This is a genomic window from Streptomyces sp. GESEQ-4 (assembly GCF_017948455.1).
Lineage (GTDB): Bacteria > Actinomycetota > Actinomycetes > Streptomycetales > Streptomycetaceae > Streptomyces.
Genome location: NZ_JAFFSU010000022.1, coordinates 1 through 26102 on the forward strand (window position 1 = coordinate 1; position 26102 = coordinate 26102).

The following is a 26102-nucleotide window of genomic DNA, read 5'->3' on the forward strand; positions in this document are numbered from 1 at the left end:
GGGCCAGGGGCGGGGGGGGGGGCCGCGGCGGGGGAACCGGCCGTCGCGGCGAGCGCGGTGCCGGCCGCCGGGCCCGCGCCGAGCAGGCCGGTACGGCGCAGCATGGTGCGGCGCGACTGCTGTTCGGGGGTCAGGGCCTCGTCGGGGACGGAGGCATCGAAGGCGGCGGGCAGCGCCGGAGCCGACTCGTGATCGTGGCTGTGATCGTGCGCGTGGCCGTGACCGTGTATGTGGTGATGCCCGTGTCCCATGAAGCGCCTCCTGGATGCCGCTGCCTTCTGCGGCTGCCTTCTCACGGCGCGAATGCGCCGCGTGAGGAGAATCGAGGCGAAAGATGAACATTGAACGGCCGGGGGGTGATCGCCGGGTTCCCTGGACACGGCGGGTAAACCCGTCCCTCACTGTTCTCCCAACTGACCTTTACCGTCACACTGGTTGCCGCTGAACCTGAGCCTCGTTCACCTTCTTCCTTCCGACTCCCCCGACCGGAGACACCCCCACCATGAGAAGACTGCTCGGCACCCTCACGGCCGCGGCACTCGCCGTCACCGGCCTCGCCACCACCGGCTCGACCCCCGCGGCGGCCGCCACCGGCTCCTTCAACGTCCTCACGTACAACGTCGCGGGCCTCCCTCTCGGCCTCGGCGACAGCGACCCGGAGACCAACACCCCGCTGATCGGCCAGCGGCTCGGGCCGTACGACATCGTGAACGTCCAGGAGGACTTCAACTACCACGCCTCCCTGTACGCCAACGACACCCACCCGCACCGCACGCCGACGAGCGGCGGCGCGGCCTTCGGCGACGGGATGAACACCCTCTCCGACTACTCCTTCGACGACTTCCAGCGGGTGAAGTGGAACAACTGCACCGGCACGAACTGCCTCACCCCGAAGGGCTTCTCGCTGGCCCGGGTCCGCCTCGCCGAGGGCGTCTTCGTCGATCTCTACAACGTGCACACCAACGCCGACTCCGACGACGCCGCGCTCGCCGCCCGCCGCGCCAACATCGAGCAGATGTCGGACTTCATCCAGGCGAACTCCGCCGGCAACGCGGTGATCGTCATGGGCGACACGAACACGCGGTACACGCGCGCCGGCGACAACATCCGCACGCTCATCTCCGAGAACGGCCTCAAGGACCCGTGGGTCGACCTGGTCAAGGGAGGCACCCCGCCCGCGCAGGGCAGCGACGCCCTGCTCTGCGACTCCGCCGCCCCGGCCAACGACTGCGAGGTCGTCGACAAGGTCCTCTACCGCGGCAGCGACCTCGTCTCCCTGAACGCCACCCGCTACAACAACGACTGGAAGTCGTTCCTCCGCTCCGACGGCAAGCACCTCTCCGACCACTTCCCGCACGCCGTCGACTTCTCGTACACCGTCAACTCCGCCCTCAAGGCGAGCGACTTCTGGGGCGGCCCGCACGGCACGGCCTTCAACGACGCGGACGACCTGCCGGGAACTGTCTCCCCCCGCACGCTCACGCTGCGCGGCGCCTCCCGCCTGGACGGGGTCTCCCTGACCCACGACGGCGGCACGACGCTCAGCCACGGCGGCACGGGCGGTACGGCGACGTCCCTGACCCTCGCCTCCGGAGAGCACCTCACGTCCGTCAAGCTGACGCAGGGTCAGAAGGACGGCCGCACAAGGATCTTCTCCGCCGCCTTCACCACGGACAAGGGCCGCACCCTGACCTCCGGCACGCCGACGTCCGCCGCGAAGACCTTCACGGCCCCGTCCGGCTGGCAGATCGTCGGCTTCACGGGCCGCGCGGGGGGCGAGATCGACAAGCTGGGTGTGCTGTACGCGCCGATCGGCTGACGGGGCAGGACCTCAGGATGACGCGGTCGGCCGCCGCAGAGGACGGCCGACCGCCGGAGCGAACCGGGCGTCCGCGACCTCCCCGCGTCTGACGTGGCGTGCGCGCGCCCCGACGGCGCGATGTCGTTCGGGGCGCGCGGCAGCGGTTGGTTCGGGTTCAGGCGTTGTAGCCGCCGTGGGCGTCCAGTACCGCGCCCGTGACGTACGACGCGGCGGGGCTCGCCAGGAAGGCGATCGCCGCGGCGATTTCGTCGGGGTGCCCCATGCGCTGCAGGGACAGCGAGCTGAGCAGGGCCTTGAGGGTCTCGGGATCCGGCGCTTGCATGCCGCCCTCCATCAGTCCGGCCTCTACGACGTTGGCCGTGATGTTCCGGGGCCCGAGGTCGCGTGCGGCGCCCAGGGTGTACCTCTCGATCCCGGACTTGGTCGCCGCGTAGTCGGCAATGCCGGGAGCGCCGACCCGGGAGCCCAGTCCGGAACTCACCGTGATGATGCGGCCGCCCTCGCGCAGCACTCGGGAGGCGGCCCGGATGACGGCGATCACGCCGAGGTAGTTGGTGGCGTGCATCCGGTCCAGCGCGGCGGTGTCGGCGTCCGGATCGTCCACCATTCCGGCCGCCGGGACCGCCGCGTTGTTGACGAGGATGTCCAGGCCGCCGAAGTGCGCGACCACGTCGTCGATCAGCGCAGGCGCCTGACTCATGTCCGCCTGGTCGGACTTGAAGGCGACGGCCTTGGCTCCCTTGCCGTGCACCTCGTCGACGACGGCCTGCGCCTGCTTCTCGGAGCTGACGTAGGTGAAGGCGACGTCGGCGCCCTGTTCGGCCAGCAGTCGTACGGTCGCGGCTCCCAGTCCGCGCGACCCCCCGGTGACCAGGGCGACCTTGCCCGTGAGTGGCTTGCTCATTCTTCTCACCTCGTTGATTGACTCTTTCCGGCAGTCGCAACGTTAATTGTTACGACAGGCTGTTGCAACCTTTGTTGTTACGACAGCGGCCGTCGTAACATAAAGCGTTGCGGCCGAGAGGAGGGGTGCATGAGTGCCAACAGCAGGTTGACCATCGCCGCCCACGCGCTGGCCTGGATCGGCCTCTACCAGCGCCAGGGTCATGAGGTCGCCACCTCCGAGCAGATCGCGGCCAGCGCGAACACCAACCCCGTGGTGATCAGACGGCTGCTCGGCGAGCTGCGCAGGGCCGGGCTCGTGGAGTCCCGGCGGGGGGTGGGCGCGGGCTGGTCGCTGGCGCGCGAGCTGGAGTCGATGACCCTGCTCGACGTGTACGAGGCCGTGGAACCCGGCCCGCTGTTCGCGATGCACCGCACCACCCCGGACCAGGAATGCGTGGTGGGTCACGGCATCCAGCCGGCCATGCAGGGCATCTACGAGGGCCTCGAGAAGACCCTGAGACACGAGCTGGCCCGCGTCACGCTCGAGAACGTACTCCGGGACGTACTCGCGGCACCTCGCTAGCGCCCCCCGAGCGGCTCGCGGAGACGCTGGTTCCGGTCGGCGTCCCAGGTGCCACGCCGACCACATAGACTGGAAGCTTCGCGAATGTCACGTGCCGTCGGCCACGGGGGAGGGAACGCGCCTTGTCTCAGCAGCAGTTGGGCCGCAGGCCGCGCGGGCCCGGTTCGGTGCCACCGGTGCCGGACGGCGGGGACGGCGACGGCGGTGCGCAGCCGGCCCGGTTCGTCGGCTGGCTCGGCGGACTGGGCTGTGCGGCGGCCGGGTACGGGGTGTTCCAGTTCCTGTTCGGGGTACTGCCTGACTCCCTCGACGGAGAGGCCGCCAAGTATCTGATCGCCGGGGTGAGCGGCCTCGGCACGGGGCTCGCCGCCTGGCTGGCGGCGGCGCTGGTGCGGGCCCGGGCCGCAGCCGTCGCACGCGTGCCGAGCACAGCGGCTCCGGCGATCGGTCCGACCCTCGCGCCCGGCCCGCTTCCCGAGGTGTTCGCCGGTGCGTACGACGCTCTCGCCGAGCAACTGGCCGTCGTCGACGACCCGGACCTCGGGCGGCTCACCGGCTGGACGCACTCCCTGGGCGAGAGCAGCCCCGCCCGCCCCACCGCGGTCGGCACGGCCTACGGCCTGCACATCATGCTCGACCTCGGCGCGCCCGACGGACGGGTGTCCACCGGCGATCTGGTGGACACGCTGTGGCGGCTGCGGCTCCCGGACGGCGGCTGGTCGGCCCGCTCGCAGGGGTCCGAGCCGCGTCCGGAGGTCACCGCGCTGGTGCTGGGCGCGCTGGCCCGGGCGGGGGCGTCGCGCGACCGGCTCGCGGACGAGGTGGCCCGGTGTACGGCCGGGTTCACCCATGAACTCGACCGCGCCGGACGGGAGTCGACGCACGTCGTGACGACGGTGCTGCGCGGACTGCTGCGCGCCGCGCCCGACTCCGCCCTGCTGCCCCGGCTGCGCGAGGCGATCGTCGACGGCGCGCTCAGCGACCCGGGCCGCGAGCACCTGCGCTGCTGGGACTACCGGCTCGACCTGGACAACGGCACGGCGTCCGCGCTGCACACCGCCCAGGCGGTGGTCGCCCTGGACCGGGCGGCCCTGGTCCTCGGCGACAACGCGTCCGCCCGCGCCACCCGGGAGGACGGCGTCCGCTGGCTGCTGGCCTGCCCGGACGGACCGCACGACTCCTGCGCCGACCTGGCCAACCTCCGCGAAGAGGTACGGCGCCCCCGCACCGACGACCCCTCGCGCCACGAGGTGCTGAACGTACGGCACTTCACCGCCGCCTGGGTGGTCCGTGCCCTGATGTCGCCGACGGCACGGCGGGTCGCCCGTGACGAAGGGCTCGAGGAGCGGTGGCGGGAGCGGCTGGACGGCGCCGTCGCCGCGGTGTGGGCCGGGCAGTCCGGCGGCACCTGGACCTGGGGGCTCGGTGACGGCACACAACTGCGCCGGCCGATCTGGATGACGTATCAAGGCCTTTGCGCGCTGCGGGCCCATGCCGTATGGATGTATCAGCCAGAGGCTTGAGCGCCGAGAGGCAACTGCGGTCGGTCGAACTCGCCTGTCGCGGGCGGGAGTTGGAGGTTGATGCATGGGCGGTCGGCAGGTTCTGGGGGCTCGGCGGCTGCTAGCTTCGGCGCTGGACGGTGAGCTGTCCGAGCACGAGTTCGCGACCGCCGCCCGCTCCGTCGTCGCCGAACTGGGCTCCACGGAGCGCCTGTTGGAGCTGATCGCCGAACTCGCCTCCGGGGAGGGCGATCCGGAAGGATGCGCCAGGCTGTCGTACCGCCATGTACTCGGTTTCGACAAGCTCCTGCTGATCGACGGCGGTCCCCGGCACATGCTGCGTGCGCACCTCTGGCATCCCGGCACCGGCGGGATCGGCAAGGAGGACATCCACAACCACCGTTCCCCGCTGGCCTCTTACATCGTCCGGGGGCGGCTGGCCATGGAGCTGTACGAGGTGCGGGGCGACGGCGGGATCGCTGCCGACCGGTACGAGGAGTCCCTGGCGGAGAGCTCGGCGGACTGGCGACTGGCGCCGGCGGGTCCGGCCCGGCTGCGGCTGACGCATGTGGGGCAGTACGCGGCGGGCAGCTCGTACGCCCTGCCGCCGCACACCCTGCACCGCGCCTGGTGCGACACCGACCGGCCGACCGTGACGCTGTTCCTGGAGACGGGAAGCGAACGGCGGCGCAGCACCGATGTGTTCACGGCCGCGGGCCCGCATCCGGGGGCGGTGGCGAAGGTGCCGATGAGCACGGCGGACTACCTGGGCGCGCTCGGCGGTCTGGCGGAACTGCTCAGGAGTTCATGAGGGCCTGGCGTACGACATCGAGGTTGTAGTCGTCGATGTCGACCCGGGTCAGCTCGGACGGCCGCAGCCAGATGTGCTCCTGGTCGGGTTCGGGCAGGCTGACCGACCCGGACAACGGCCTGACCAGGAAGTTGTCCTGCCAGTTCTTGATCTCGCGGCCCCGGTAGTCGCTGACGAAGGACGACTGGCCGACCTTCCGTACGATCTCCCCGAGCAGCCCGGTCTCTTCCTTCAGCTCACGCAGCGCGCCGTCCTCGGGACTCTCTCCCGGCTCCAGCTTCCCGCACGGCACGCCCCACACCCGCGGCAGAAACCGCTCCTTCTCACTGCGGCGCACCAGCAGTACCTGCTGGTCGTCGTTCATCACGACGGCGGCCGCCAGTCGCCTGTCGCCGGGGATGTCCATATCCATGGTTCCTCGGTCCCTCGCCGGTGATGAGTACGGTGCTGCGTACAAAGGTTCTGATACCCACGAAAGCATCCACGGTACCAGCCGGGCCGTTTCCGGTCTGTGCCGTCGGTCTCACGGCGTACCCGCCCGCTCCCCCGCCCCGCGCTCCACGCAGAACTCGTTGCCCTCGGGATCGGCGAGGACCGCCCAGCCCCTGCCGTCCGGATTGCGGCGGTCGTCGAGCAGCGTGGCGCCGAGGGCCAGGAGCCGCTCGACCTCCTCGTCACGCGTGCGGTCCTGCGGCTGAAGGTCGAAGTGCACACGGTTCTTGACAGACTTGGCTTCCGGCACGGCGATGAAGAGCAGGCCCGCGCCCTCGATCAGGACCTCATCGTCGCCGGGCTCGTCGTCCTTGTGCACGGGCAGGTCCAGGACCCGCGACCAGAAGGTGGCGAGTTCGTAGGGGTGGGCGCAGTCGATGCTCGTATGGCGGATCGCGGAAGTCATGCGGGGATTCTTGGTCACCCGGCGGATCCGGGCAACGCAATAACGTCCAGGTGTCGGTTTCTACGCGGTGGCGGTGGCGACCAGGACCGAGGAGAGCGAGAGCAGCGCGGGTGGCAGCACTGCCTGTCGGTCCGAGAGGGGAAGGACTTCGTCGGCGATCCGCAGGCCGAGGGTGTGCGTCATGAAGGTGCGGCGGGCGGTGACGCGTGCCCACATCTGCGGGTAGCGCTCGGCGAGTTCCGCGCGCAGGTCGGCGTCGGCGATCGCGACGGCGTCCTCGCAGTTGGCGGCCAGGTCCGGGGTGCATCCCACGGGGATGATGTCTGCTTGCAGTGACATGCCGGAGTGGACGGTGCCGTGGGATCCGGCGGCGAAGGGGCTGTCGAGCCATTCGTCGATGTGCTGCAGGTGCCCGGGGTTCAGTAGCGGGCGGATCGACGACTTCGCCAGCTCCCGCGTGGTCCGCTCGGCGATCTCGGCGGTCGATGCCCCCAGGGTGAGGCCCTGGTACCAGGTGGCGATGGCGGCGAAGTAGCCGGCCGCGAAGTCGGTCTGCCGCTGGTCGAGTTCGTCGGCGCGCAGTACGTATCCGGCGCGCGAGGTCAGTCCGCCCTGGAGACCGACCGCGGTCGACAGCAGGTCTCCGTGTCCGATCACGCGGTCGCTGGGGCTGCACAGACCCACGATCTTGCCTGACCCGGTGGTCAGCATCACGTGCGCGGTCAGGGGCAGACCGTTGAGGGCCATGTGCTCGGCGGTCGCCAGTTCCGAGCGTCCGGGCGTGAGCGCCTCGAGTGCGCGCCACGCGTGGCCGGCGGCGCGGGTGGCGCGGTGCTCGTTGAGCGCGATCTGGTCGGCCTCGTTGCGGGAGCGCAGGCCGTCGATGCCCATGGGGATCGACGTGGCGTCGGTGAGGTTCTGGGTGACGTCGAGGATCTCGCCGATCACGAAGGCCGGGACGGCGTAGGCGTACGGCGAGAGCGGGGAGTCGCCGGCCGTGATCTGCCGCCATCCGACGAGTCCCACGCGGGATTCCGGGCCGACGCCGGCCTGGCGCAGGGCTGCGGAGACGCGCTGCTGGATGCTGCGGTCCTGCCCGGGCAGGCTGAGCGACTGGCACAGCACGGCGTTCGCGGTGACGGGTAGGCCGGGGATCATCGCGCTCGACTCGTTGCCGGCGAGGATCCAGGGTGCGTTGTCCAGGTCAAGGACCACCAGGGCTTCCTCGAACCGGGGGTCGAAACCCGTCAGGTAGAGGCTGTTGCCGGGGTGTTCCCGGTCGGCGTAGGCGATGAGGTGGGTGAGGCCCAGCTCGCGCATCCGCGCGCGCGTGCGGCTGATCCGGCCGGCGTACACCTCGCCCGACAGGACCGGCTCGGGCTCGAGCGCGGACAGCGGGGGGAGTTCGACGTCGCGCAGTGTGATGTGGTCAGACACGGGAGTCTCCTTCGGCGACGATGGCGACCGCGCGGACCGGGGAACCGGTGCCGCCCGCGATCTTCAGCGGCAGGGCGGCGAACAGGACCACCGGGGGCAGTCCGTCGAGGTTGGTCAGGTTCTCCAGGACCAGGACGCCGTTGGGCAGGAACTCGTAGTGCGCCTTCAGGTCGGCGCCCGACACGTCACCGGGGTCGATGCTGATGCAGTCGATACCGACCGCCTTGATGTTCTTGCCGCGCAGATAGGCGGACGCCGCACCGCTCAGCCCCGGCCAGCCGCGCAGGTAGTCGAAGCCCTCGGGGATGCGCTTCCAGTGCCGGGCCCAGCCGGTGTTGACGATGACGATGTCGCCCTCGCGGACCGGCTCGTTCGCCTCCTCCCAGGCCCGCACGTCCTCCAGGCTGATGTGGTGGCTGGTGGCCTCGAAGGGGCCGAAGGCCATCACCACGGCGCGGCCGATCAGTTGGGACACACTCAGGTCGGCGGTGGAGATCCGCCGGGGGTCCTCTGGATCGGGGACGAAGTGCGAGGGCGAGTCGATGTGCGTGCCGGAGTGGTCGCACATGATGAGCTGCTTGAATTCCGCGACGTCGTCCATCGACACGTAGTCGGCGATGATGTACTTCGGATGCGTCGGGAAAGTGGGGATGCCGATTTCGAGCGTGTGGCTCAGGTCGACGATGCCGAAGCCACGCAAAGTGTCGGCGAGACGGTCTATCTCACCGACGGCGTTTATCTGGGGAGTCATGCGAGTAGCGAAACACGCTTGCCGGAGGGGTAACAAAGACCACTTCTCACTTACCTAAGAGGAAATAGCTATAGGGCACGCCTATGAGGTGGCCCTTAGAGTGGCCCTATGACAGTCACCCTGCGGCAGATCGAGTACGCACTCGCTGTCGATGAAGCGGGGGCCATCTGCGCCGCCGCGAAAGCACTGCATGTCGCCCAGCCGTCCCTGTCCCAGCAGATCTCGAGCCTGGAACGATCCCTGGGTGTCGTGCTGTTCGAGCGTACGGCGACGGGCACCTCGACCACTCCCGCGGGGCGGGCCTTCCTCGTCGAGGCCCAGCAGGCGATGCGGGCGGTCGAGCGTGCGCGGGAGGTGGCGGTCCAGGCGGCGGCCAGCACGCGCAAGGACATCGTCATCGGCGCGAACGAGATGACGCCCACCCTGTGGCTGGCGAAGTCCGTGGCAGCTCTGCGGGCGTCCGCTCCGAAGCTCTCGGCTCGCGTCGTGAACTTCGCCGACGCGGAATCGCTCGTCGAGGCAGTCAGGTCGGGGGGCATCGACGTCGGCGTCGGTCCTCTTCACGCGTCGTCGTGGCGGGAGCGTAAGCACCGCATCGGCTCACTGGAACTCGGGATGGCCGTCCCCCACGGCTCCTCCCACTCCCCCACGGCTCCTGTGCCGGCCGGGGACCTCGGGGCACAGGACTGGGTCGCCTGCCCGTCGAACGCTCCGGTCCTGACCGAGCTGCGGAAATCGATCGGCGACACGCGCACGGACGATCCGTCCGCGGCCAGTCTGAGTGCCGCCGTTTCCTATGTGGACGCCGGCCTGGGAGCGACCCTGGTGCCTTCCGGCTACGCCCTGCCCGCGTCGCTCGACCTGGTGCCCATCGATCCCCCACCGACGGTGGACGTCTTTGCCTTCGCCCTGCGCGGCACCGACGCGGTGACGTTCAACCGGATCGCACGAGAGATCACCGCGCACGGTACCGCGCCCTGAAGGGGCGCGGGGCTGTGACATTTGCGGCTCCGCCGCGTGGGCGCGACCAGCCACAACGGACCCGCAGCGCAGAACCGCCCTACGCCCGCCCCGCGGCCTTCTGACTGCGACGGGAGACGGAGTCGATAACCACCGCACCCAGCAGAACACCCCCGGTGATCATGTACTGGATCGACGTGTTCATGTTCAGCAGGTCGAGACCGGTCTGGATCGACTGGATGACCAGCATGCCGAGCAGCGCGGACCAGACGGAGCCCCGACCGCCGAACAGCGACGTACCGCCGATGACCGCCGCGGCGATGGCCAGCATCAGCGTGTTGCCGCCACCGGCGGACAGCGTGGCGCTGGCGGTCTGGCCGGCGAAGAACATGCCGCCGACCGCGGCGAACCCACCGGCGATCGCGAAGACGGAGATACGGATCATCGGCACGCTGATACCCGCACGGCGGGCCGCCTCCGTGCCGCCGCCGACCGCGAACACCTTCCGGCCGTAGGTGGTGCGGCGCAACACGAAGTCCATGGTGATCAGGCAGGCCAGGAAGATGACCAGCGCGTTGGAGACGCCGGCGGAGTTGTTCAGCACGGCCGCGGCGGCGAAGGACACGAGCGCCAGCAGGAGGACGCGCAGCAGGATCTCGCCGGTGGGCCGGAAGGGCACGTTCGCGGCCTTGCGGCGGCGCTGCTCGTTGACGTTGCCGACGAGACTCAGTACGACGCCGAGGCCGGCCAGCAGGTAGGCGCCGATGATGGCCTGGTCCATGAAGAAGGAACTCTGGCCGAGCAGGTGGACCGGGCCGGAGTCGGACGGGATGTTGATGGTGCCGCTGTCGCCCAGCAGCCACAGCATCAGTCCGTTCCAGCCGAGGAAACCGGCCAGGGTCACCACGAAGGCGGGTACGCCGATCCTGGCGAAGAACCAGCCGTGCAGCGCACCGATCAGGATGCCGGTGATGATCGTGAGGGCGAGCGCGAGCCAGGCGTTCAGCCCCTGGTCGGCCACGAACACCGCGAACAGGGTGGACGCCAGGCCGCTGACCGAGCCGACGGACAGGTCGATCTCGCCGAGCAGCAGCACGAACACCAGGCCGATGGCGAGCATGCCGGTGGCCGACAGGTAGTAGCTGATGTTCGCCAGGTTGTCGGCGCTCAGGAAACGGTCGTTCTGCAGTTGGAAGATCGCCCAGATGACGACCAGGCCGATGACCACCGGCAGCGAGCCCAGCTCGCCGCCCTTGATCTTCCGCCGGAACTCGGTGACGTAGCCCTTGAGGCCCTCCTCACGGACCAGCAGGCGCGGGTCGACGACGGCGACCGGCGCGGCGGTGGGGTCGTCGGCGGCCGCGGAGCGGGGGGTCAGGGTCTTCGAGGTGTTGCTCACTGTGCCGCCTCCGCGGTGCGACGCCCCGCACGACGGGTCACGGCGTTGTCCGTGGCACCCGTGATCGCGGCGATGATCTCTTCGTGGCTGGTGTCCTTCACGGGGAAGGAGCCGTTGTTCCTGCCCAGGCGCAGGACGGCGACGGTGTCCGCGACCGCCTTCACGTCGGCCATGTTGTGGCTGATGAGGATGGTGCCGAGGTTCCGCTCACGCAGCCGCTCGACCAGGTCGAGGACCTGCGCGGTCTGCTCGACGCCGAGGGCGGCGGTGGGTTCGTCGAGGATGACGACCTTCGGGTCGCCGATGAGTGCGCGGGCGATGGCGACGACCTGGCGCTGACCGCCGGAGAGGCTCGCGATCGGGATGCGCACGCTGGGGATGCGGATGGAGAGCGTGGACAGCAGCTCGCGGGCGTTCTTCTCCATCGACACCTCGTCGATGACGCCCCGGTGCAGCAGTTCGCGGCCGAGGTAGAGGTTGCCGACCACATCGAGGTTGTCGCAGAGCGCGAGGTCCTGGTAGACGGTCGCGATACCGAGACCCTGGGCGTCGTGCGGCTTGTCGATGCGGGCCGGCTCGCCCTCCCACTCGATGACGCCCTCGTCGATGGGGTGGACCCCCGCGATCGTCTTGACCAGGGTGGACTTTCCGGCGCCGTTGTCGCCCACCAGGGCGACCACTTCTCCGGCGTGGACCTCCAGCTCGACGTCGGTGAGTGCCTGCACCGCACCGAACCGCTTGGAGACTCCGCGCAACGCCAGCACGGGCGTAGCGGACACGTGAACCATCTCCTTCGCCGCCTGACCGGCGGGAATACCGTGCACGCCTGGGCGGGCGCGGTGGATGACAAGAGGTGGATGACAAGAGACGCCTATTCGAGGCCGGCCTTCTCGCAGGCGGCGGCGTAGCCGGCGGTGCATATGTCGGTGACCGTGTACAGGCCGTCCTTGACCACCGTGTCGTCGATGTTGTCCACCGTGACCGACACCGGGGTCAGCAGCCGGGAGGGGACCTTGTCGCCGGAGCCGCTGGTCTCCATCTGGGTGGCGAGGGCGGAGATGTCCTTGCCCTGCAGCAGGTTGACCGCGAGCTGGGCGGCGGCCTCGGCCTCGGGCTTGAAGGCCTTGTAGATGGTGGCCGACTGGGTGCCGGTGAGGATGCGCTGGATGGCGGCGAGCTCGGCGTCCTGACCGGTCAGCGGGATGCCGCTGATACCGGCGCCCTTGAGGGTGTTGGCGATGCCGCCGGCCATGCCGTCGTTGGCGGCGTAGACGCCCGCGATGTTCTTGGCGCCGAGCTGGGTGATCGCGGCGGACATCTTCTGCGCGGCGACGGTGTCCTTCCACAGGCCGGACTGCTCGTAGGCGATGTCGACCTTGCCGTCGAGGGCTTTGTGGGCGCCTTCCTTGAACTTGGCGGCGTTCGGGTCGGCGTCGTCACCGTTGACCATGACGACCTTGGACTTCGGGGTCGCCTTGGAGCCGAGCGCGGCGAGCAGGGCCCGGCCCTGGAGTTCGCCGACCTTGACGGTGTCGAAGGAGACGTACGCCGAGACCGGGCCCTGGGCCAGGCGGTCGTAGGCGATGACCTTGATGCCCTTGTCCACCGCGGACTGGATGGAGGACTTGATCGCGGCGGAGTCCTGCGGGTCGACCACGAGGACCTTGACGCCCTTGGTCACCATGCTGCTGATCTGCTGAGCCTGCTTGGCGGGGTCGCCGGCGGCGTTCGCGTACTCGACGGTGCAGTCCGGGCACAGGGACTTGACCTTGGCCCCGAAGTACGGCTTGTCGAACTTGTCGTAGCGCTCGGTGACGCTGTCCGGCAGGAGGAGGCCGACGGAGTTGCCTCCGGAGGAGGAGCCGGCGCTGTCACTGCCGGAATCGTCGTCCCCGGCCTTCCCGCAGGCGGCCACGGAAAAAGCCAGCGAAACCGCGGCAGTGCCTATGACGAATCTGCGCATCGGTGCGTTCATTTCGGAATGCCTTCGAGAAAGGGCCGCAAGATGGCGGCCGGCTGGGGACTGCCGTATGCCTTTAGCAGAGCAGTCAAGCCGCATTCGTCCGCTTGTTACAAAGACGGGTTTCCTCTTCGGCGATAGGGCGAGCCTCTTACCCGGGATCTGGGAAATGCGCGGATCCGTCGTGCAGCCGGACCCGCGTCTCGGTGCCGTCGCTCCAGCGGACGGTCAACTCCCCCGCCCCGTCGAGATGCACGGCGGCCGAGTCCGCGAGAGGGACCGGTTCCGGGTCAACGGTCAGCCGGGCGAGCGCGACGAAGAGAGTGCCGTCGGTCGTCGATCCCGTGAGGTCGTCGTTCAGGCCCACCACGGGCAGGAGTTCGGCCCGCGCCCCGTCCTGCGCCGCCCATCCGGTGATCCGCACGGAGGTGCCCTCCGGAGCACCGGACACCCTGAAGGCCCTCACCTCCACCGCCCCCCGCGCCAGCACCAGGCTCGTCACCCGGGCCCCGCCCGCCGCCCGGTGCCGGGAGGCGACCCAGCCCTCCCCCACGCCCAGCGGCACGATGTCCGTGCGGCTCGGGTCGTCGTCGACGATCACACTGTTGTCGTACGACGGTGAGGGCCGCGTCACGGTCGAGTAGGCGAGCCGGGTGTAGTACGGGTCGTAGCGGACGTCCTCGCTGCCGTGGTTGTGGAGGCGGACCAGGCCGTCGGAACGGGTGGAGTGGATCAGCCAGTTCGCCGGGTGGACCGGGGTCACGGCGTCGGAGCGTTCCGCCGGTCCTGGCTCCTCGGTCGCCGTCCACACCTCGTGGTCCGGCGGCAGGAGCAGGCCGAGGAAGCCCTTGCTGGCCCAGTAGGGGGACGCCGGGCCCGAATAGCCTTGCAGGAGCGCCTCGTCGGGGCCGTGCCAGCCGAGGGTGAGCAGGCCGTTGTCGTCCACCGCACCCCGGTCGAGAAAGTAACGCAGCGCCCCTGAGGCCAGCCGTCGGGTCTCGCCCGGCGACAGGGGGGTACGGCCGGTCAGCGCGCCCAGCCACAGCGGGGACGTCGTGGCGAACCGGTACGTCAGGGAGCGGCCCTGGTGCATGGGGGCGCCGTCGCCGCCGAACAGCCGGGCGTAGTCCTCCAGATGGCGTGCGAGCCGGCCGCCGTAGAGGTCGAGCAGTTCGGGGTCGTCGGCGAGCCAGGCGTGCAGCACCGGGTAGAGGTGCATGGCCCAGCCGTTGTAGTAGTCGAACTTGCGGCCGTCGCCGTCGGTGTACCAGCCGTCGCCGACGTACCACTTCTCGATGCGTTCCAGGCCGCGGTCGATCGCCGCGCGGGACGCCTCGGTTTCGTAACCGATGTCCTGGAGGAAGCCGCCCACGGTGACCGGGAACAGCTCCCAGTTGCAGGGCCAGGCTTCGGCGGTGAGCGCGTCGCCCAGCCAGGCCGCGGCGCGCTGCCGGACGCCGTCGTCGAGACGGTCCCAGAGCAGGGGGCGGGTCAGTCGCAGGGCGAGGGCGATCGAGGCCGCCTCCACCAGCGGCTGGCTGCGGTCCTCGATACGCGGCCAGATGCCGGAGACGCCCGCCGCGAGACCGTCCGCGTAACGCTCCAGCGCGGTCTCGTCCCGGAGGAAGGCCGCCAGCAGCAGCGTACGGGCGTAGCCCTCCAGGCCGTCCGACAGCCGGCCGGACCAGCTCGTGCGGTCGCCGGGCAGGTGGTACAGCGCACGGTCCTCGGTCGCGTACGGCTCGACCGCGGCGAGCAGGGCACCGGCGGCGGCCTCCCAGTGGGCGCGGGTGTAACCGGTGTACGGGCTCAGGTCACGGTCGTCGCGGGGCAGTTCCATCAACAGCGCTTTCCTTCCGGCAAAGGCCTGGGGCGCTCCGGTTCCGGTCGGAACGCCCCAGGGGCTCATCCCACCCGCACCAGGCCCTTGGGCACTAGATGCCGGGTGACGAGTTCTGCACGGACCAGTTCCGCATACACCGTGGCCCCGCGCACGGAGGTGTGCGTGTTGTCCCGCTTCTCGTTGTACAGGTACAGCGCCTTGGACGCCTCGGCTCCCAAGGACTCCACGAGCGTCTTCGTCTTCGCCGTCAAGTCGATCAGCGGGACGTCGTGCGCGGCGGCGACCGAGCGGGTCACGGCCGGGTGGTCGACGCCGAGGCCGTTGACCAGGAGCGCGGTGCCGTTGTTCAGGGTGCCGTCGGAGTTGAACCAGCGTCGCACGATGGGGGTCACCAGGACCGGGGTCCCGCCCTTCTCACGTACGCCCGCGACCAGTGTCTCGAGGTTGGCGCGGTATGTCGCCCCGTCGGTCGTCTTGTCGTTGTGGGCGAGCTGGATCAGGACGAGGTCGCCGCGGTGGATCAACGGCTGGACGGTGGCCCACAGTTGGGGATTCTGCAGGTAGCTGACCGTGCTCTCGCCGGAGTCGGCGTAGTTGGCGACGGACACGCCCTTGCGGAGGAACTGGGGCAACTGCTGGCCCCAGCCGGAGTACGGGTCGCCGGGCTGGTCGCAGACCGTGGAGTCGCCGACGAGGAAGACCTGGCGGGCGTGCCGGGCGGGGGTGACCTTGATGTCGGCGAGGGCGGGGGCCGAGCCGCCGATCGCCAGGTCGAGGCCCGCGGTGCCGTCGGGTCCGGTGGGTTCGCCCTCGGGGGTGCGGACGTTCACGGTGAGGCTGCGGGCGACTCGCTCACCGGCCTCGGCGGCCGTCTCGGGGAGGAGAGCGCGGCGGGTCTCACCGGTGATGCTCGTGCTGGACGCGGTCTCGCCGCCGAGGAGGACCCTCACGTCGTACGTGCCGGGCGGGAGGTCGAAGTGGCAGGCGGTGGCGGTGCAGTGGGACAGGTCCAGCGGCCGTGGGTGGGCCTGGGCGGGCGCGGCGGACAGCGCGCTGCCCAGCGTGACCGCCACCAGGGCGGTCAGGGCGAAACGTCTCATGCGCGGCTCCCTCCGACGACAACAGCGGCAGGCTCGACAATGCTTGGCCGCTGGACCGTATCGCGCTTGGCAAGCGCTTTCTAGACCCCGCGCGTCCACTGCTGGTTGCTCGCGCCGTTGCAGGTGTACGTGATGATCGCGGCGGAGTTGGCGGTGGACGCTCCGTTCACGTCCAGGCACTCACCCGTGGCGCGGGACTTGATGGTGACGTAGCTGCCGGTGGTGGTGAGCGACCACTGCTGGTTGGTGGCCGACGCGTTGCAGTTCTCCTGGGTGACCGTGTTCGCGTTCTCCTGCACGCACAGGGAGCTGTTTCTCACGGCCAACTGGTAGTAGCCGCCGCCCACCGACTTGAACCAGTACCTCTGGTTCCCGCCGCCGTTGCAGTCGTACTGCTTGAGCTGCGCGCCCTGCCACAGCGACTGGCTGGTCACGTCGGCGCACTTGGAACTGTGCCGGGCGATCAGGGTGTTGTACGTGGCACTCGCGCCGCTGATCGTGCCGGTGGCGGTGTCGATGGTGACCTCCGGCGACCAGGACATCGACATCGAGGTGGAGGTCGGGAAGGTCAACGGCAGCCAGACGTAGCGGGAGTCGTTGACGGTGCCGCCGAAGGAGTTGCCCCAGCGGTCGCCCAGGTAGAGGTACGAGGTGGTCGAAGTGCCCTGCACGGGAAGGACGTACGCGGTCTGCGAGCCGTAAGTCGTCGAGTCGCCGACGTTCTTCATGGCCGTCCACGGGCCGGCGATGTTCGTGGCGGTGGCGTACTGCTGCTGGTTGGGGCTCCAGCCGGTCGCGCCCGAGGTGAGCATGAAGTAGACGCCGCCCCGCTTGAACAGGGCCGGGGCCTCGCGGTGGCCGCCGTGCCAGGGGTCGGCGACCAGGGCGGCGATGCCTGTGTAGTCGCTGGTCAGGCGGTAGATCTGGAGGTCGTAGTTCTCGCGGGCGGCGGAGATCATGTAGCCGGTGCCGTCGGTGTCGACGAAGACCGTGATGTCGCGGGACATGTGCTGGCCGAGCGGGCGGAAGCTGCCCCGCCAGGTGTAGTTGCCGTCCACGGTGTCGGAGACGGCCACGGCGGCGCGGGCCTCGCTGTAGTCGGAGCCGTTCTCCTTGTGCATCCACATCACGAACTTGCCGGTGGACGCGTTGTACATGACCTTCGGGCGCTCGATGTTGGCGGTGGCGAGCTCCGGGTCGCTGGCCTCGGTCAGGACGTGGTTCCTGAACTCCCAGTTCTTCAGGTCGCTGGAGCGGTAGGCGTCGACGTAGCGGAAGGTGTTGTCGGCGTTGCGGTGCTCGCCGAACCAGTAGTAGTACGAGCCGACCTTGATGACCCCGCCGCCGTGGGCGTGCACGGGGGAACCGTTGACGTCGGTGAACTGCGTGCCGTTCATGATGGTCTGGGGTGCGGCCTGGGCCGGGCCCGCGGTGACCAGGGCGCCGGCCAGGGCCAGACAGAGGGCGAGCAGAACCGCGTACGCACGTCTCATGTCACGCACTCTCCTTCGCGGGGGCGGCTGCCGTGTCGGCCACGGGGATGCCGAAGTCGGGGGTGCCGTCCGGTTTCCAGCCGAGTTTCTGGACGCGGGTGTGCCGGTTGGGGTCGTTCAGCGGGTCGCCGACGATCTCCTTGTACTGGCGGGCGTGGTAGACGATGACGTCCGTGCGGCCGTCCTCGGCGACCGTGAAGCTGTTATGGCCAGGGCCGTACTGCTTGGTCGTGTCGTTGCTGGTGAAGACCGGCGTCGGCGACTTGGACCAGTTCGCGGGGTTCATCAGGTCGGCGTCCGCGTCGACGGTGAGCAGGCCCATGCAGTAGTTCGCGTCGGTGGCGCTGGCGGAGTACGACATGAAGAGCCGGCCGTGGCGGGCGATGACGGAGGGGCCCTCGTTGACCTTGAAGCCGATGGACTCCCAGTCGTACTCGGGGGTGGAGAGCCGGACTTGAGGTCCCGTCAGGGTCCACGGGTTCGCCATCCTGGACAGGAAGATGCCGGTGTTGTTGTCCATGCCGGGCTCGTGCTGCGCCCAGGAGAGGTAGCGGGTGCCCCGGTGGGTGAAGGTGGTGGCGTCGAGGGAGAACGTTTCCCAGGCCGTCTTCAGCTGGCCGCGCTCCACCCAAGTCCCCTTGAAGGGGTCCCTGCTGGCGTTCTCCAGGACCCAGATCCGGATGTCCCACACGCTCTCGGCGGGCGCGGCGGCGAAGTAGATGTACCACTTCCCGCCTATGCGGTGGATCTCCGGCGCCCAGATGTGCGCGCCCATGGGGCCGGTGGCGTGCTTGGTCCAGATGACCGACTCGGCGGCGGTGGCGAGCCCGTTCAGGGTGCGGGAGCGGCGCAGGATGATCCGGTCGTACTCGGGGGCGGTCGCCGTGAAGTAGTAGTGGCCGTCGCTGTGGCGGTGGATGTGCGGGTCGGCGCGGTTGCGGACGAGCGGATTCACGAACGGCGCGGCCTTCCGGCTGGGTGCGTCGGTGGCGGCGTGGGCCACCGAGGGGGCGGCGACCAGGGCACCCGCGGCCAGGGCGCCCTTCAGCATCAGTCTGCGGTCGAGGGCATGGGATTCGTAGCGGCTCATTCGGGCTGCCTCTCGGGGGGCGAGAAGTTTGATGTGCGGCTCGTTCGGAATCGCGAACGTCATCTGTGATTACGAACGCCGAAAAGGTATGGGGGTGCCACGGGGAGGTCAACGGGACTGACGCGCCGAATTTCGGTCGGGCAGATTTCTGTTATCCCTCGCCGACCGGCGCGTCTCCTGTGCGTGAGCAGCTTCCCCCACAAGACCGCAGCGGCGGCCGGCGCCTTCGCGGCCATCGCCTTCCTGGTGACCGCTCCCCCTGCCGAGGCCGCGGGCACCCGGGACGTCACCGCCGACGTCCTCGCGGACCGCGACGTGACGCTCAACGGCGACACGGTCGTCACCGTGCCGTCGGGGACGACGACGTACGACGGCGCGTTCCACGGCGAGGGCACACTCACCGTGCGCGGCACCGGCACCCTGGTCCTGACCAAGGACAGCGACTTCACGCTGCCGAAGTCCCGGCAGCGGCAAAGGGTCACGACGCAGGGCGGCAACCACCCGTACGTCACCACGGCCGACCCGGACCCGCCCGCGGTCACCGTCGAGCGCGGGGCGACGCTGCAGTACGGAAACGGGGGCACGACCGGGCTGATCGGCCGCTTCCCGTACAACACCCCGGCGTTCCGGCTCAACCAGGACAACATCCGGGTCGACGGCACTCTGCGGCTCTCCCTGAAGAGCGCCTACAACCTGGGCACCATCAGCGGCTCCGGGCTGATCACCCAGCCGAGGTTCCTCTGGGGCACCTGGGACATCTCGGGCACCCACCCCTTCTCCGGGGTGATCGACAACGGCACACAGGCGAACGCCGGACGACCGGAGTACGCGACGTCACTGCCCAACATGCGCAAGGTCCTCAACCAGGGCACGTGGACCGTCGACACCCCGCTGGGCCAGACCGTCACCCAGCGCATGGACTTCTACCAGCGCGAGTACGGCAGCGACATCAACGTCCAGTCCCGGCCCGGCAGCAAGGTCGTCCTGACCGGCCAGTACAGCTGGTCGAACCAGGGCGGCGACACCAACCCGTCGCTCAGCGACCCCGCCCTGAACTGGACGCCCGCACGGAAGAACATCAACAAGCGCGGCACCAACATCAAGGGCGCCAACGTCCAGTGGGGCGACGGCACCACGAACAAGATCTTCATGCCGGGTACCGCCGAGACCGTCTACATCAACTTGCTCGCGGCCAGATCGCGTTCGCTGCTCACCTTCGACTACAACGGGCCGGTGACCCTGGGCGCCCCCATCGGCGGCGGCGTCTTCCACGACACGCTGTCCGCACCCGGCGCCGGCGACATCGTCATCGCCGGGACACCCGGCAACGACGTCACCTTCGCGGCCAAGCAGTACTACGACGGCTCGACCACGGTGAAGAAGAGGGCGGTGCTGCGGCTCGGCTCGGGCAAGCGGGGCGGCGACGGCTCGCTGCTGACGGGCACGGAGCGGCGGCGGGTGGTGAACGACGGGACGCTCGTCGTGCGGAACGTGACCGACCCGGTGAAACTGACGCACGTCAGCGGCGGCGGGTCGCTCGTGCAGTCGGGCGCGGCGACGACCACGCTCACGGGCGGCTCGGTCACGTACACCGGGACCACGACCGTGAAGAAGGGCACCCTGGCACTGCGGGACGGGGCAACGCTCGTACGCAGCAGGGCGATTCGGCTCATGTCGGAGGGGGCACGGCTGGACGCGGGTACGGGGGTACTGCGTGTGGCCACTGCCCTCTCCGGCAAGGGCACGGTGAAGGGCTCGGTGACGAACGACGGCGTGGTCGCGGGCGGTGTCGCCGTGACCGGTGACTACACCCAGGGCGCGAAGGGCCAACTGGTCCTGGCGGACAAGCCGTTGAAGGTCGCGGGAGCGGTCCGGCTGGCCGGGGACCTCGATGTGTCCGCCGCCGGTACGCGGCCCGCACGCGAGATCACCATCCTCAACCACACCGGCCGGGCGAAGACCACCGGCACGTTCACCGGCCTCAAGGAGGGCGCCCGGCTGAAGCTCGCGAACACGACGTACCGGATCAGCTACCGGGGCGGCGACGGCAACGACGTCGTCCTGACGACGAAGGCGACCACCGCGAGCTCCTCCCCGACCGCCTCCACCCGCGCGGCAGCCGGCGCGGCGCCCGCGGACACGCCCACGGCGAGCGCGGACAGCGAGCCGTTCGGCTGGTGGCCGTACGCGCTGGGGCTCGGCCTGCTGGGCGGGCTGATGGTGCCGGCGACGCGACGGATACGGGGCCAAGGAGGGCGGCGGCGGGGCGGGCGGCACGCGGCGTAGACGTCAGCGTCCGCTCGGCGCCTCCGGGAACCCCAGCCGCGGGGCCAGTTCACGCGCCTCGGCCGCCCACCCGGCGAGGAAGGCGAGCGTCAACCCGCGTTCGCGGTAGCGGAGTTCGGCGGAGACGGTGCGAGCGCCGCCGTAGTCGAGCTGCTCTTCGCCGGCGCGGGCGAGCATGAGGGCGGTGATCCAGTCGTACTTCACTGCGGACGCGCACACGCCCAGCCGCACGAGCTGCTCGTCACCCTGCCAGCCGCTCTCCCGCAGGCCGTGCAGATAGGCCTCGTACGCCTGCGCCGCGTATCCGGGCAGCCGGGCGGCGGGGATGAACAGGTCGAGAACGGTGTCGGGAAGGTAGTTGCCGAGGTCCTCGCCGAGCGCGCCGTCTCCGGCGAAGGCCCAGTCGAACAGGACGCTGTCCGGGCCGTGGGAGCGGACGTTGGCCGGCCACTGGTCGAGGTGGCTGAAGGCGCGCGGCAGGGATTCCATGACGTCCAGGAACCACTCCCGGTCGTGGTGGAGGCGGACCATGTCCTGGCGCAGGCCGGCCGGGAAGTGGTCGCGGACCAGGGGCTGTTGCCAGGCCTCGTCGGCGTCGAGCAGGTCCTGGCCGAGCGTGTTGCTGCTCACGTATTGCCGCAGGAAACCGCGCGTCAGCCACGGCTTGTCGTCCGGATGGACGGCTCCCTGGGCGACGCCCAGGCGGCGGGCATGCTCGACATGCCGGGCGAGCGGCCAGACGGTACCCGGTTCGCCCGGCACGTCCTCCAGCCACAGCGCCACATCGCCGTCCGCGCGTTCGACACAGGCGAGCAGCCGGGGCGCGCGGATCCCGTACGGCTGCCAGAGCTGCGCGAGCCCGGACTCGTAGACATGGGCCTCGCGGCGCCAGTGGTTCCAGTGCCGGGGGTCGTCCGAGGCGGCCCAGCGTCCGGTCGCCTCCTTGGTGCGGGTGAGCAGCTTCAGGACGGCCGAACGGTCTTGGGCGGTGACCCGCCAGACGCCGGCTGTGACACCGTTCTTGGGATTGTGGACGAGGGGTTCGAAAACGGCTTCTTCAGTTCCGAGGACCTCGCGTACCGCGGTGTCCACATCCACGGGCATGCGCCAAGACTAGGCGAGTCGCGTCCCACATGGTGGGTGATCCGCTCACGCACTGGACACAGGCGGCCGTCCGCCGCGTGCTCGACTAGCGTCGTGGCATGACCAGCGACACCTCTCTCTCCCTGGCGGACGCCCTCGCCGCCGGAACCGTCGTCCTCGACGGCGGAATGTCCAACCAGCTCGAGTCCGCCGGGCACGACCTGAGCGACGAGCTGTGGTCGGCGCGGCTGCTGGCCGAGCGGCCCGAGGCGATCGTCGAGGCGCACCTCGCCTACTTCGAGGCGGGGGCGAACGTGGCGATCACCTCCAGTTATCAGGCCACCTTCGAGGGCTTCGGCAAGCGCGGGATCGGCGAGGAGCGGGCGGCCGAGCTGCTCGCGCTCAGTGTGGAGCTGGCCCGCGAGGCCGCTCGTCGAGCACGGACGGACCGGCCGCTGTGGGTGGCCGCGTCGGTGGGCCCGTACGGGGCGATGCTTGCGGACGGCTCCGAGTACCGGGGGCGGTACGGGCTGAGCGTGGACGCGCTGGAGCGTTTCCATCGTCCGCGGCTCGAGGTGCTGGCCGGCGCCCGGCCCGACGTACTGGCGCTGGAGACGGTGCCCGACGCCGACGAGGCGACCGCGCTGCTGCGGGCGGTGCGGGGACTCGGCGTCCCGGCCTGGCTGTCGTACACGGTCGACGGGGAGCGCACGCGTGCCGGTCAGCCGCTGGAGGAGGCGTTCGCGCCGGCCGCCGACGCGGACGAGGTGATCGCGGTCGGGGTGAACTGCTGCGCGCCCGAGGACGTCGACGGCGCGATCCGGATCGCGGCCCGGGTGACCGGCAAGCCGGTCGTCGTCTACCCCAACAGCGGCGAGGCGTGGGACGCGGAGGCCCGTACCTGGACCGGCCGCGCCGGCTTCGCGCCCGAGCAGGTGCTGGGCTGGCGGGACGCGGGGGCGCGGCTGATCGGCGGGTGCTGCCGGGTGGGGCCCGAGGCGATCACGTCGATCACCCGCTCGCTGTAGTAACTCCTGCGAAGCATGGGCTCAATGGGGACTTCACGCGCTGATGATGAAGTCCTCCTACCTGTCCGCCGATCATGGAGGCTGCCGTGTCCGAGCCGCCCACGCAGGACCAGTTGGACGCCTATGTGAGAACCCGGCTGGCGCTGGCCGGCTTCGATCTCGCCCTGCTGCCCGAGGAGACGGACCCCGACACCGGGGTGCCGACGCGGGCCCAAGCACTCGCCGCACTGCGGTCGTTCGTGGCGGCCACGCCCGGCGCGATATCCGGCTGGGCTCCGCCGGCCGACGGACCCGAGTACGCCCAACAGGCCGCGCCGCCACTGCTGTACCCGTCGATCACCGAGGCCTGGACCGGGAAGGCGGACCCGCGATGAGCCGTGCTCTCAACCGGCGTGTGTTTCTGGCGAGTTCGATGGCCGTGGCGAGCGGAGCGGCACTCCAGGCGTCCGCGACCCCGGCGCGGGCCGCCGCAACGCCCGTACGCGTCCCCGACGTCGACGTACGACAGGCCGCCCGGACCGACCCCACAGAGGCCACCCTCGCCGAGGCCGTCACCCTCATCAGGCGCCGCAGGCTCACGTCCACGAAGCTGACCGAGGCGTATCTGGAGCGGATCGAGCGCCACGACGCCACCTATCAGGCGTACGCGGAGGTCACCGGAGAGGCCGCGCTCAGGGCGGCGCGTGCGGCGGACCGCGCATCGGGAGGCCCCCTGCGCGGCATTCCCCTGTGCATCAAGGACAACTACTTCACGCGAGGCGTGCCGACGCGCTGCAACTCGTACATCTTCGAGGACTTCGTCCCGGACGAGGACGCCGCGGCCGTGACGCGGCTGACCGCGGCCGGCGGAATCGTGCTCGGCAAGGGGCAGATGGGGCCGCTCGCCACGACCCGGGCCACGAAGCCGAACGGCACGGTCACCACGGTCAACGCCTGGACACCCGAGGACCCGTCCGTCGACCCGGGTGGTTCGTCGACCGGTCCGGCCTGCGCGGTGGCCGGGCGGCTCGCGACCTCGTCGATCGGGACGCAGACCGGCGGTTCGATCGTCCTGCCGTCCAACCAGCAGAACCTCACGGGACTGAAGCCGACGATGGGCCGGGTGTCCGTGCACGGCGTCATCCCGCTCTCCTTCACCCGCGACCACGCGGGACCGCTCGCGCGGGACGCCATGGACGCGGCGATCATGACGCAGATCATGGCCGGGCCGGACGCGAAGGACCCCCGTACGCTCGGGCTGCCCGCCGTGCCCGACCTCGTCCGCGCCGCCACACCCGTCGTCTCCCGAAAGGGCGCGGTCCGGGTGCGCCGGGCCACCCGGGTCGGGGTGCCCGCTGATTTCCTGTCGGGGCAGAAGGAGCTGCGCGGCGCGTTCCTGGACCGGCTGGAGGCGCTTGCGGGCGTGACGCTCGTCGAGGTCACGTACCCGGACGACTGGACCCTGCTGACGGGCACCTTCAACGCCGCCCGGCTCGCGGAGCGCACCGAGCCCTTCCGGCACTGGCTGCGTACGGATCCGACCAAGTTCGGTGTCTCGCTGCTGAGTTGGCTGCAGGGCCTGATGCTGTCGGGCGACGAGTGGATCACGGCCCAGCGGGCCAAGAACCATCTGCTGCGGGAGGTGCTGGACGGGGTCATGAGCCGCTGCGACGTCGTCCTGCAGACCGGCCCGGTACCCTTCGACATCCTCGGACTGCCCGAGATCGCCTTCCCCATCGGCTTCGACGCCGCCGGCCTCCCGGTCGGCGCGATCCTCGGCGGCCACCCGTACGAGGAGGACCGGCTGCTGGAGCTCGCGGCGGCCTATCAGGCGGTCACCGACTGGCACACCCGGCGGCCGGCCGATCCGGCGACGACGACGGCCCGGCTCAAAGCCGCGGTGCCGCGTCCGCGACTGTCGGCGGAGGAGGCCGCGGAAGCCTCGGCCTAGCCCCGCGGCCCCTCCGGCGAGCAGAGCACCGCAGCTCTCTCGTCTCCGGCCTGCCTCGTCCTAGCCCTGCGGCCCTCCGGCGGGCGGACCGCCGCAGCTCTCTCGTCCCCGGCCCTCCCCCACTGCTAGCCTCCGGATCGGGAACCGGTTGCCACCGTGTTGCCGCAGCTGAACAGCGGGGTGGGCGGAACATGACGAGGAAGAGCGCGGACGCGAGCCGTAGCACCATCCGGGATGTGGCGGCGCGCGCGGGTGTGTCCGCGTCGACGGTGTCGCGGGTGCTGGGCGGGGTGTATCCGGTGAGCTCGGCGACCCGGACCCGGGTGATGCGGGCGGTGGGCGAGCTGGACTACGTCGCCGACGCGCGCGCCAAGGCGGTCGCGGGGGTCGGCACACCCACGCTGGCGTTCGTGCTGGAGGACATCACCGGACCGTCGTTCGCGCACATGGCACACGGCGTGGAACGGGAGGCGACCCGGCTCGGGCATCTGTGCGTGGTGTGCAGCACGGACGGCGACGTCCGGCACGAGCTGGAGTTCGTCGAGATGATGCGTGCCCAGCGGGCCGCCGCCGTGATCCTGGTCGGCGGCTCCGCCGACACACCCGAGTACCGCGAGCGCACCCGCCGGATGGCCGACCAGCTGGCGTCGGCGGGCTCCCGGCTGGTGCTGTGCGGCCGCCCGCCGCTGGGGCCGGGCGCACCGGTGACGGTCATCGAGTACGACAACGAGGGCGGCGCCTACGCCCTGGTCGCCCATGTCCTCTCCCAGGGCCACCGCCGGGTGCTGTTCCTCGGTGGCAAGCCCGACCACACCACCGCGCAGGGCCGTGAACGCGGTTACCTCGCCGCACACCGCGCCCGCGGCCTGGAATCCGACCCGGCGCTGCTCCTCCACGGCGACTTCACTCGCGACTCCGGCCACCGGCTGATCCGCGAGGCGCTCAAGCGGGGGCTGGAGTTCACGGCCGTGGTGGCGGCCACCGACATGGTCGCCGCGGGCGCGCTGACCGCTCTGCACGAGGCGGGCCTGAGCGTTCCCGGCGATGTCTCGCTGGCCGGTTACGACGACATCCCCTTCGCCCGGGATCTCCACCCGGCCCTGACGACGGTCCACGTCCCCTACGAGGAGCTGGGCCGTCTCGCCGTCCGTACGGCACTGGGCCGCACCTCGGAAACCCCGGACGAGCATCTGCTGCTGGGCACGCATGTCGTCGTCCGGAACTCCGTGGCGGCGAAGTAG

Annotated in this window: 23 protein-coding genes and 1 pseudogene; 10 read left to right on the plus strand and 14 right to left on the minus strand. The window is 70.3% G+C overall.

The window, feature by feature from the left end; translation table 11 throughout:
• Positions 1-251: pseudogene (locus KCH48_RS31895) on the minus strand (histidinol-phosphatase); the annotation flags it as partial.
• 251 nt (positions 252-502) lie between these two features.
• On the opposite strand from KCH48_RS31895, the gene KCH48_RS31900 reads away from it, so the two are divergent.
• On the plus strand, positions 503-1819 hold the full coding sequence (locus tag KCH48_RS31900) for a jacalin-like lectin (RefSeq protein WP_210579180.1): 1317 nt from the start codon (positions 503-505) through the stop codon (positions 1817-1819).
• Between the two features lie 157 nt (positions 1820-1976).
• Here the strand turns inward: KCH48_RS31900 and KCH48_RS31905 are convergent, their stop codons facing one another.
• On the minus strand, positions 1977-2726 hold the full coding sequence (locus tag KCH48_RS31905; protein WP_210579187.1) for an SDR family NAD(P)-dependent oxidoreductase: 750 nt from the start codon (positions 2724-2726) through the stop codon (positions 1977-1979).
• Positions 2727-2855: 129 nt separating this feature from the next.
• On the opposite strand from KCH48_RS31905, the gene KCH48_RS31910 reads away from it, so the two are divergent.
• The 3 genes from KCH48_RS31910 to KCH48_RS31920 all read left to right on the plus strand — a co-directional run bounded on the left by KCH48_RS31910 (position 2856) and on the right by KCH48_RS31920 (position 5603).
• Positions 2856-3290: an Rrf2 family transcriptional regulator gene (locus tag KCH48_RS31910; RefSeq protein ID WP_210579189.1), complete on the plus strand. Its 435-nt coding sequence runs from the start codon at positions 2856-2858 to the stop codon at positions 3288-3290.
• 122 nt (positions 3291-3412) lie between these two features.
• Positions 3413-4813: a hypothetical protein gene (locus KCH48_RS31915; RefSeq protein ID WP_210579191.1), complete on the plus strand. Its 1401-nt coding sequence runs from the start codon at positions 3413-3415 to the stop codon at positions 4811-4813.
• A 64-nt stretch (positions 4814-4877) separates the two neighbouring features.
• On the plus strand, positions 4878-5603 hold the full coding sequence (locus KCH48_RS31920) for a hypothetical protein (RefSeq protein ID WP_210579193.1): 726 nt from the start codon (positions 4878-4880) through the stop codon (positions 5601-5603).
• Here the strand turns inward: KCH48_RS31920 and KCH48_RS31925 are convergent.
• From KCH48_RS31925 to KCH48_RS31940, 4 genes are all read right to left on the minus strand, one after another.
• Positions 5590-6015, minus strand: coding sequence for an NUDIX hydrolase (locus KCH48_RS31925; protein WP_374104734.1), 426 nt, complete (start codon positions 6013-6015; stop codon positions 5590-5592). The two genes, KCH48_RS31920 and KCH48_RS31925, sit on opposite strands and share 14 nt — an antisense overlap.
• Positions 6016-6126: 111 nt before the next feature.
• Positions 6127-6501, minus strand: a complete 375-nt coding sequence (locus tag KCH48_RS31930; protein WP_210579195.1) for a VOC family protein — start codon at positions 6499-6501, stop codon at positions 6127-6129.
• A gap of 60 nt (positions 6502-6561) precedes the next feature.
• Complete coding sequence (locus KCH48_RS31935) at positions 6562-7938, minus strand: hypothetical protein (protein ID WP_210579198.1); 1377 nt, start codon at positions 7936-7938, stop codon at positions 6562-6564.
• Positions 7931-8689, minus strand: a complete 759-nt coding sequence (locus KCH48_RS31940) for a cyclase family protein (protein ID WP_210579199.1) — start codon at positions 8687-8689, stop codon at positions 7931-7933. The genes KCH48_RS31935 and KCH48_RS31940 overlap by 8 nt, the downstream gene beginning before the upstream one ends.
• A 108-nt stretch (positions 8690-8797) precedes the next feature.
• Between KCH48_RS31940 and KCH48_RS31945 the strand changes: the two genes are divergently transcribed.
• Complete coding sequence (locus KCH48_RS31945; RefSeq protein WP_210579204.1) at positions 8798-9670, plus strand: LysR family transcriptional regulator; 873 nt, start codon at positions 8798-8800, stop codon at positions 9668-9670.
• Positions 9671-9749: 79 nt separating this feature from the next.
• Here KCH48_RS31945 and KCH48_RS31950 read toward each other — a convergent pair whose 3' ends face one another.
• The 7 genes from KCH48_RS31950 to KCH48_RS31980 all read right to left on the minus strand — a co-directional run bounded on the left by KCH48_RS31950 (position 9750) and on the right by KCH48_RS31980 (position 18534).
• The gene (locus tag KCH48_RS31950; RefSeq protein ID WP_210579214.1) at positions 9750-11048 is read right to left on the minus strand and encodes a sugar ABC transporter permease; all 1299 of its coding nucleotides are present in this window, start codon (positions 11046-11048) and stop codon (positions 9750-9752) included.
• Complete coding sequence (locus KCH48_RS31955) at positions 11045-11836, minus strand: ATP-binding cassette domain-containing protein (protein ID WP_210579217.1); 792 nt, start codon at positions 11834-11836, stop codon at positions 11045-11047. The genes KCH48_RS31950 and KCH48_RS31955 overlap by 4 nt, the downstream gene beginning before the upstream one ends.
• An 83-nt stretch (positions 11837-11919) precedes the next feature.
• Positions 11920-13011 carry a sugar ABC transporter substrate-binding protein gene (locus tag KCH48_RS31960; RefSeq protein WP_210579220.1) on the minus strand — a complete coding sequence of 364 codons (1092 nt, stop codon included), beginning with the start codon at positions 13009-13011 and terminating at the stop codon, positions 11920-11922.
• Positions 13012-13159: 148 nt separating this feature from the next.
• On the minus strand, positions 13160-14848 hold the full coding sequence (locus KCH48_RS31965; protein ID WP_210579222.1) for a DUF2264 domain-containing protein: 1689 nt from the start codon (positions 14846-14848) through the stop codon (positions 13160-13162).
• A 65-nt stretch (positions 14849-14913) separates the two neighbouring features.
• Positions 14914-15951: a rhamnogalacturonan acetylesterase gene (locus tag KCH48_RS31970; protein ID WP_210579231.1), complete on the minus strand. Its 1038-nt coding sequence runs from the start codon at positions 15949-15951 to the stop codon at positions 14914-14916.
• Positions 15952-16031: 80 nt separating this feature from the next.
• Positions 16032-17444 carry an RICIN domain-containing protein gene (locus KCH48_RS31975; RefSeq protein WP_210579233.1) on the minus strand — a complete coding sequence of 471 codons (1413 nt, stop codon included), beginning with the start codon at positions 17442-17444 and terminating at the stop codon, positions 16032-16034.
• Position 17445: 1 nt separating this feature from the next.
• Complete coding sequence (locus KCH48_RS31980; protein WP_210579236.1) at positions 17446-18534, minus strand: family 43 glycosylhydrolase; 1089 nt, start codon at positions 18532-18534, stop codon at positions 17446-17448.
• 183 nt (positions 18535-18717) lie between these two features.
• Here KCH48_RS31980 and KCH48_RS31985 point away from each other — a divergent pair, with 183 nt between their 5' ends.
• Positions 18718-20820, plus strand: coding sequence for an autotransporter (locus tag KCH48_RS31985; protein WP_210579239.1), 2103 nt, complete (start codon positions 18718-18720; stop codon positions 20818-20820).
• A gap of 3 nt (positions 20821-20823) precedes the next feature.
• On the opposite strand, the gene KCH48_RS31990 is transcribed toward KCH48_RS31985, so the two are convergent.
• A complete protein-coding gene (locus tag KCH48_RS31990) occupies positions 20824-21924 on the minus strand; it encodes an aminoglycoside phosphotransferase (RefSeq protein ID WP_210579242.1) in 1101 nt (366 codons plus the stop codon).
• 98 nt (positions 21925-22022) lie between these two features.
• On the opposite strand from KCH48_RS31990, the gene mmuM reads away from it, so the two are divergent.
• The 4 genes from mmuM to KCH48_RS32010 all read left to right on the plus strand — a co-directional run bounded on the left by mmuM (position 22023) and on the right by KCH48_RS32010 (position 26102).
• Complete coding sequence (mmuM, locus tag KCH48_RS31995; protein WP_210579250.1) at positions 22023-22931, plus strand: homocysteine S-methyltransferase; 909 nt, start codon at positions 22023-22025, stop codon at positions 22929-22931.
• An 86-nt stretch (positions 22932-23017) separates the two neighbouring features.
• A complete protein-coding gene (locus KCH48_RS32000; protein WP_210579253.1) occupies positions 23018-23305 on the plus strand; it encodes a hypothetical protein in 288 nt (95 codons plus the stop codon).
• Positions 23302-24861 carry an amidase gene (locus KCH48_RS32005; RefSeq protein ID WP_210579255.1) on the plus strand — a complete coding sequence of 520 codons (1560 nt, stop codon included), beginning with the start codon at positions 23302-23304 and terminating at the stop codon, positions 24859-24861. The genes KCH48_RS32000 and KCH48_RS32005 overlap by 4 nt, the downstream gene beginning before the upstream one ends.
• A 191-nt stretch (positions 24862-25052) precedes the next feature.
• Entirely contained in the window at positions 25053-26102 is a 1050-nt protein-coding gene (locus tag KCH48_RS32010; protein WP_210579257.1) for a LacI family DNA-binding transcriptional regulator, read from the plus strand.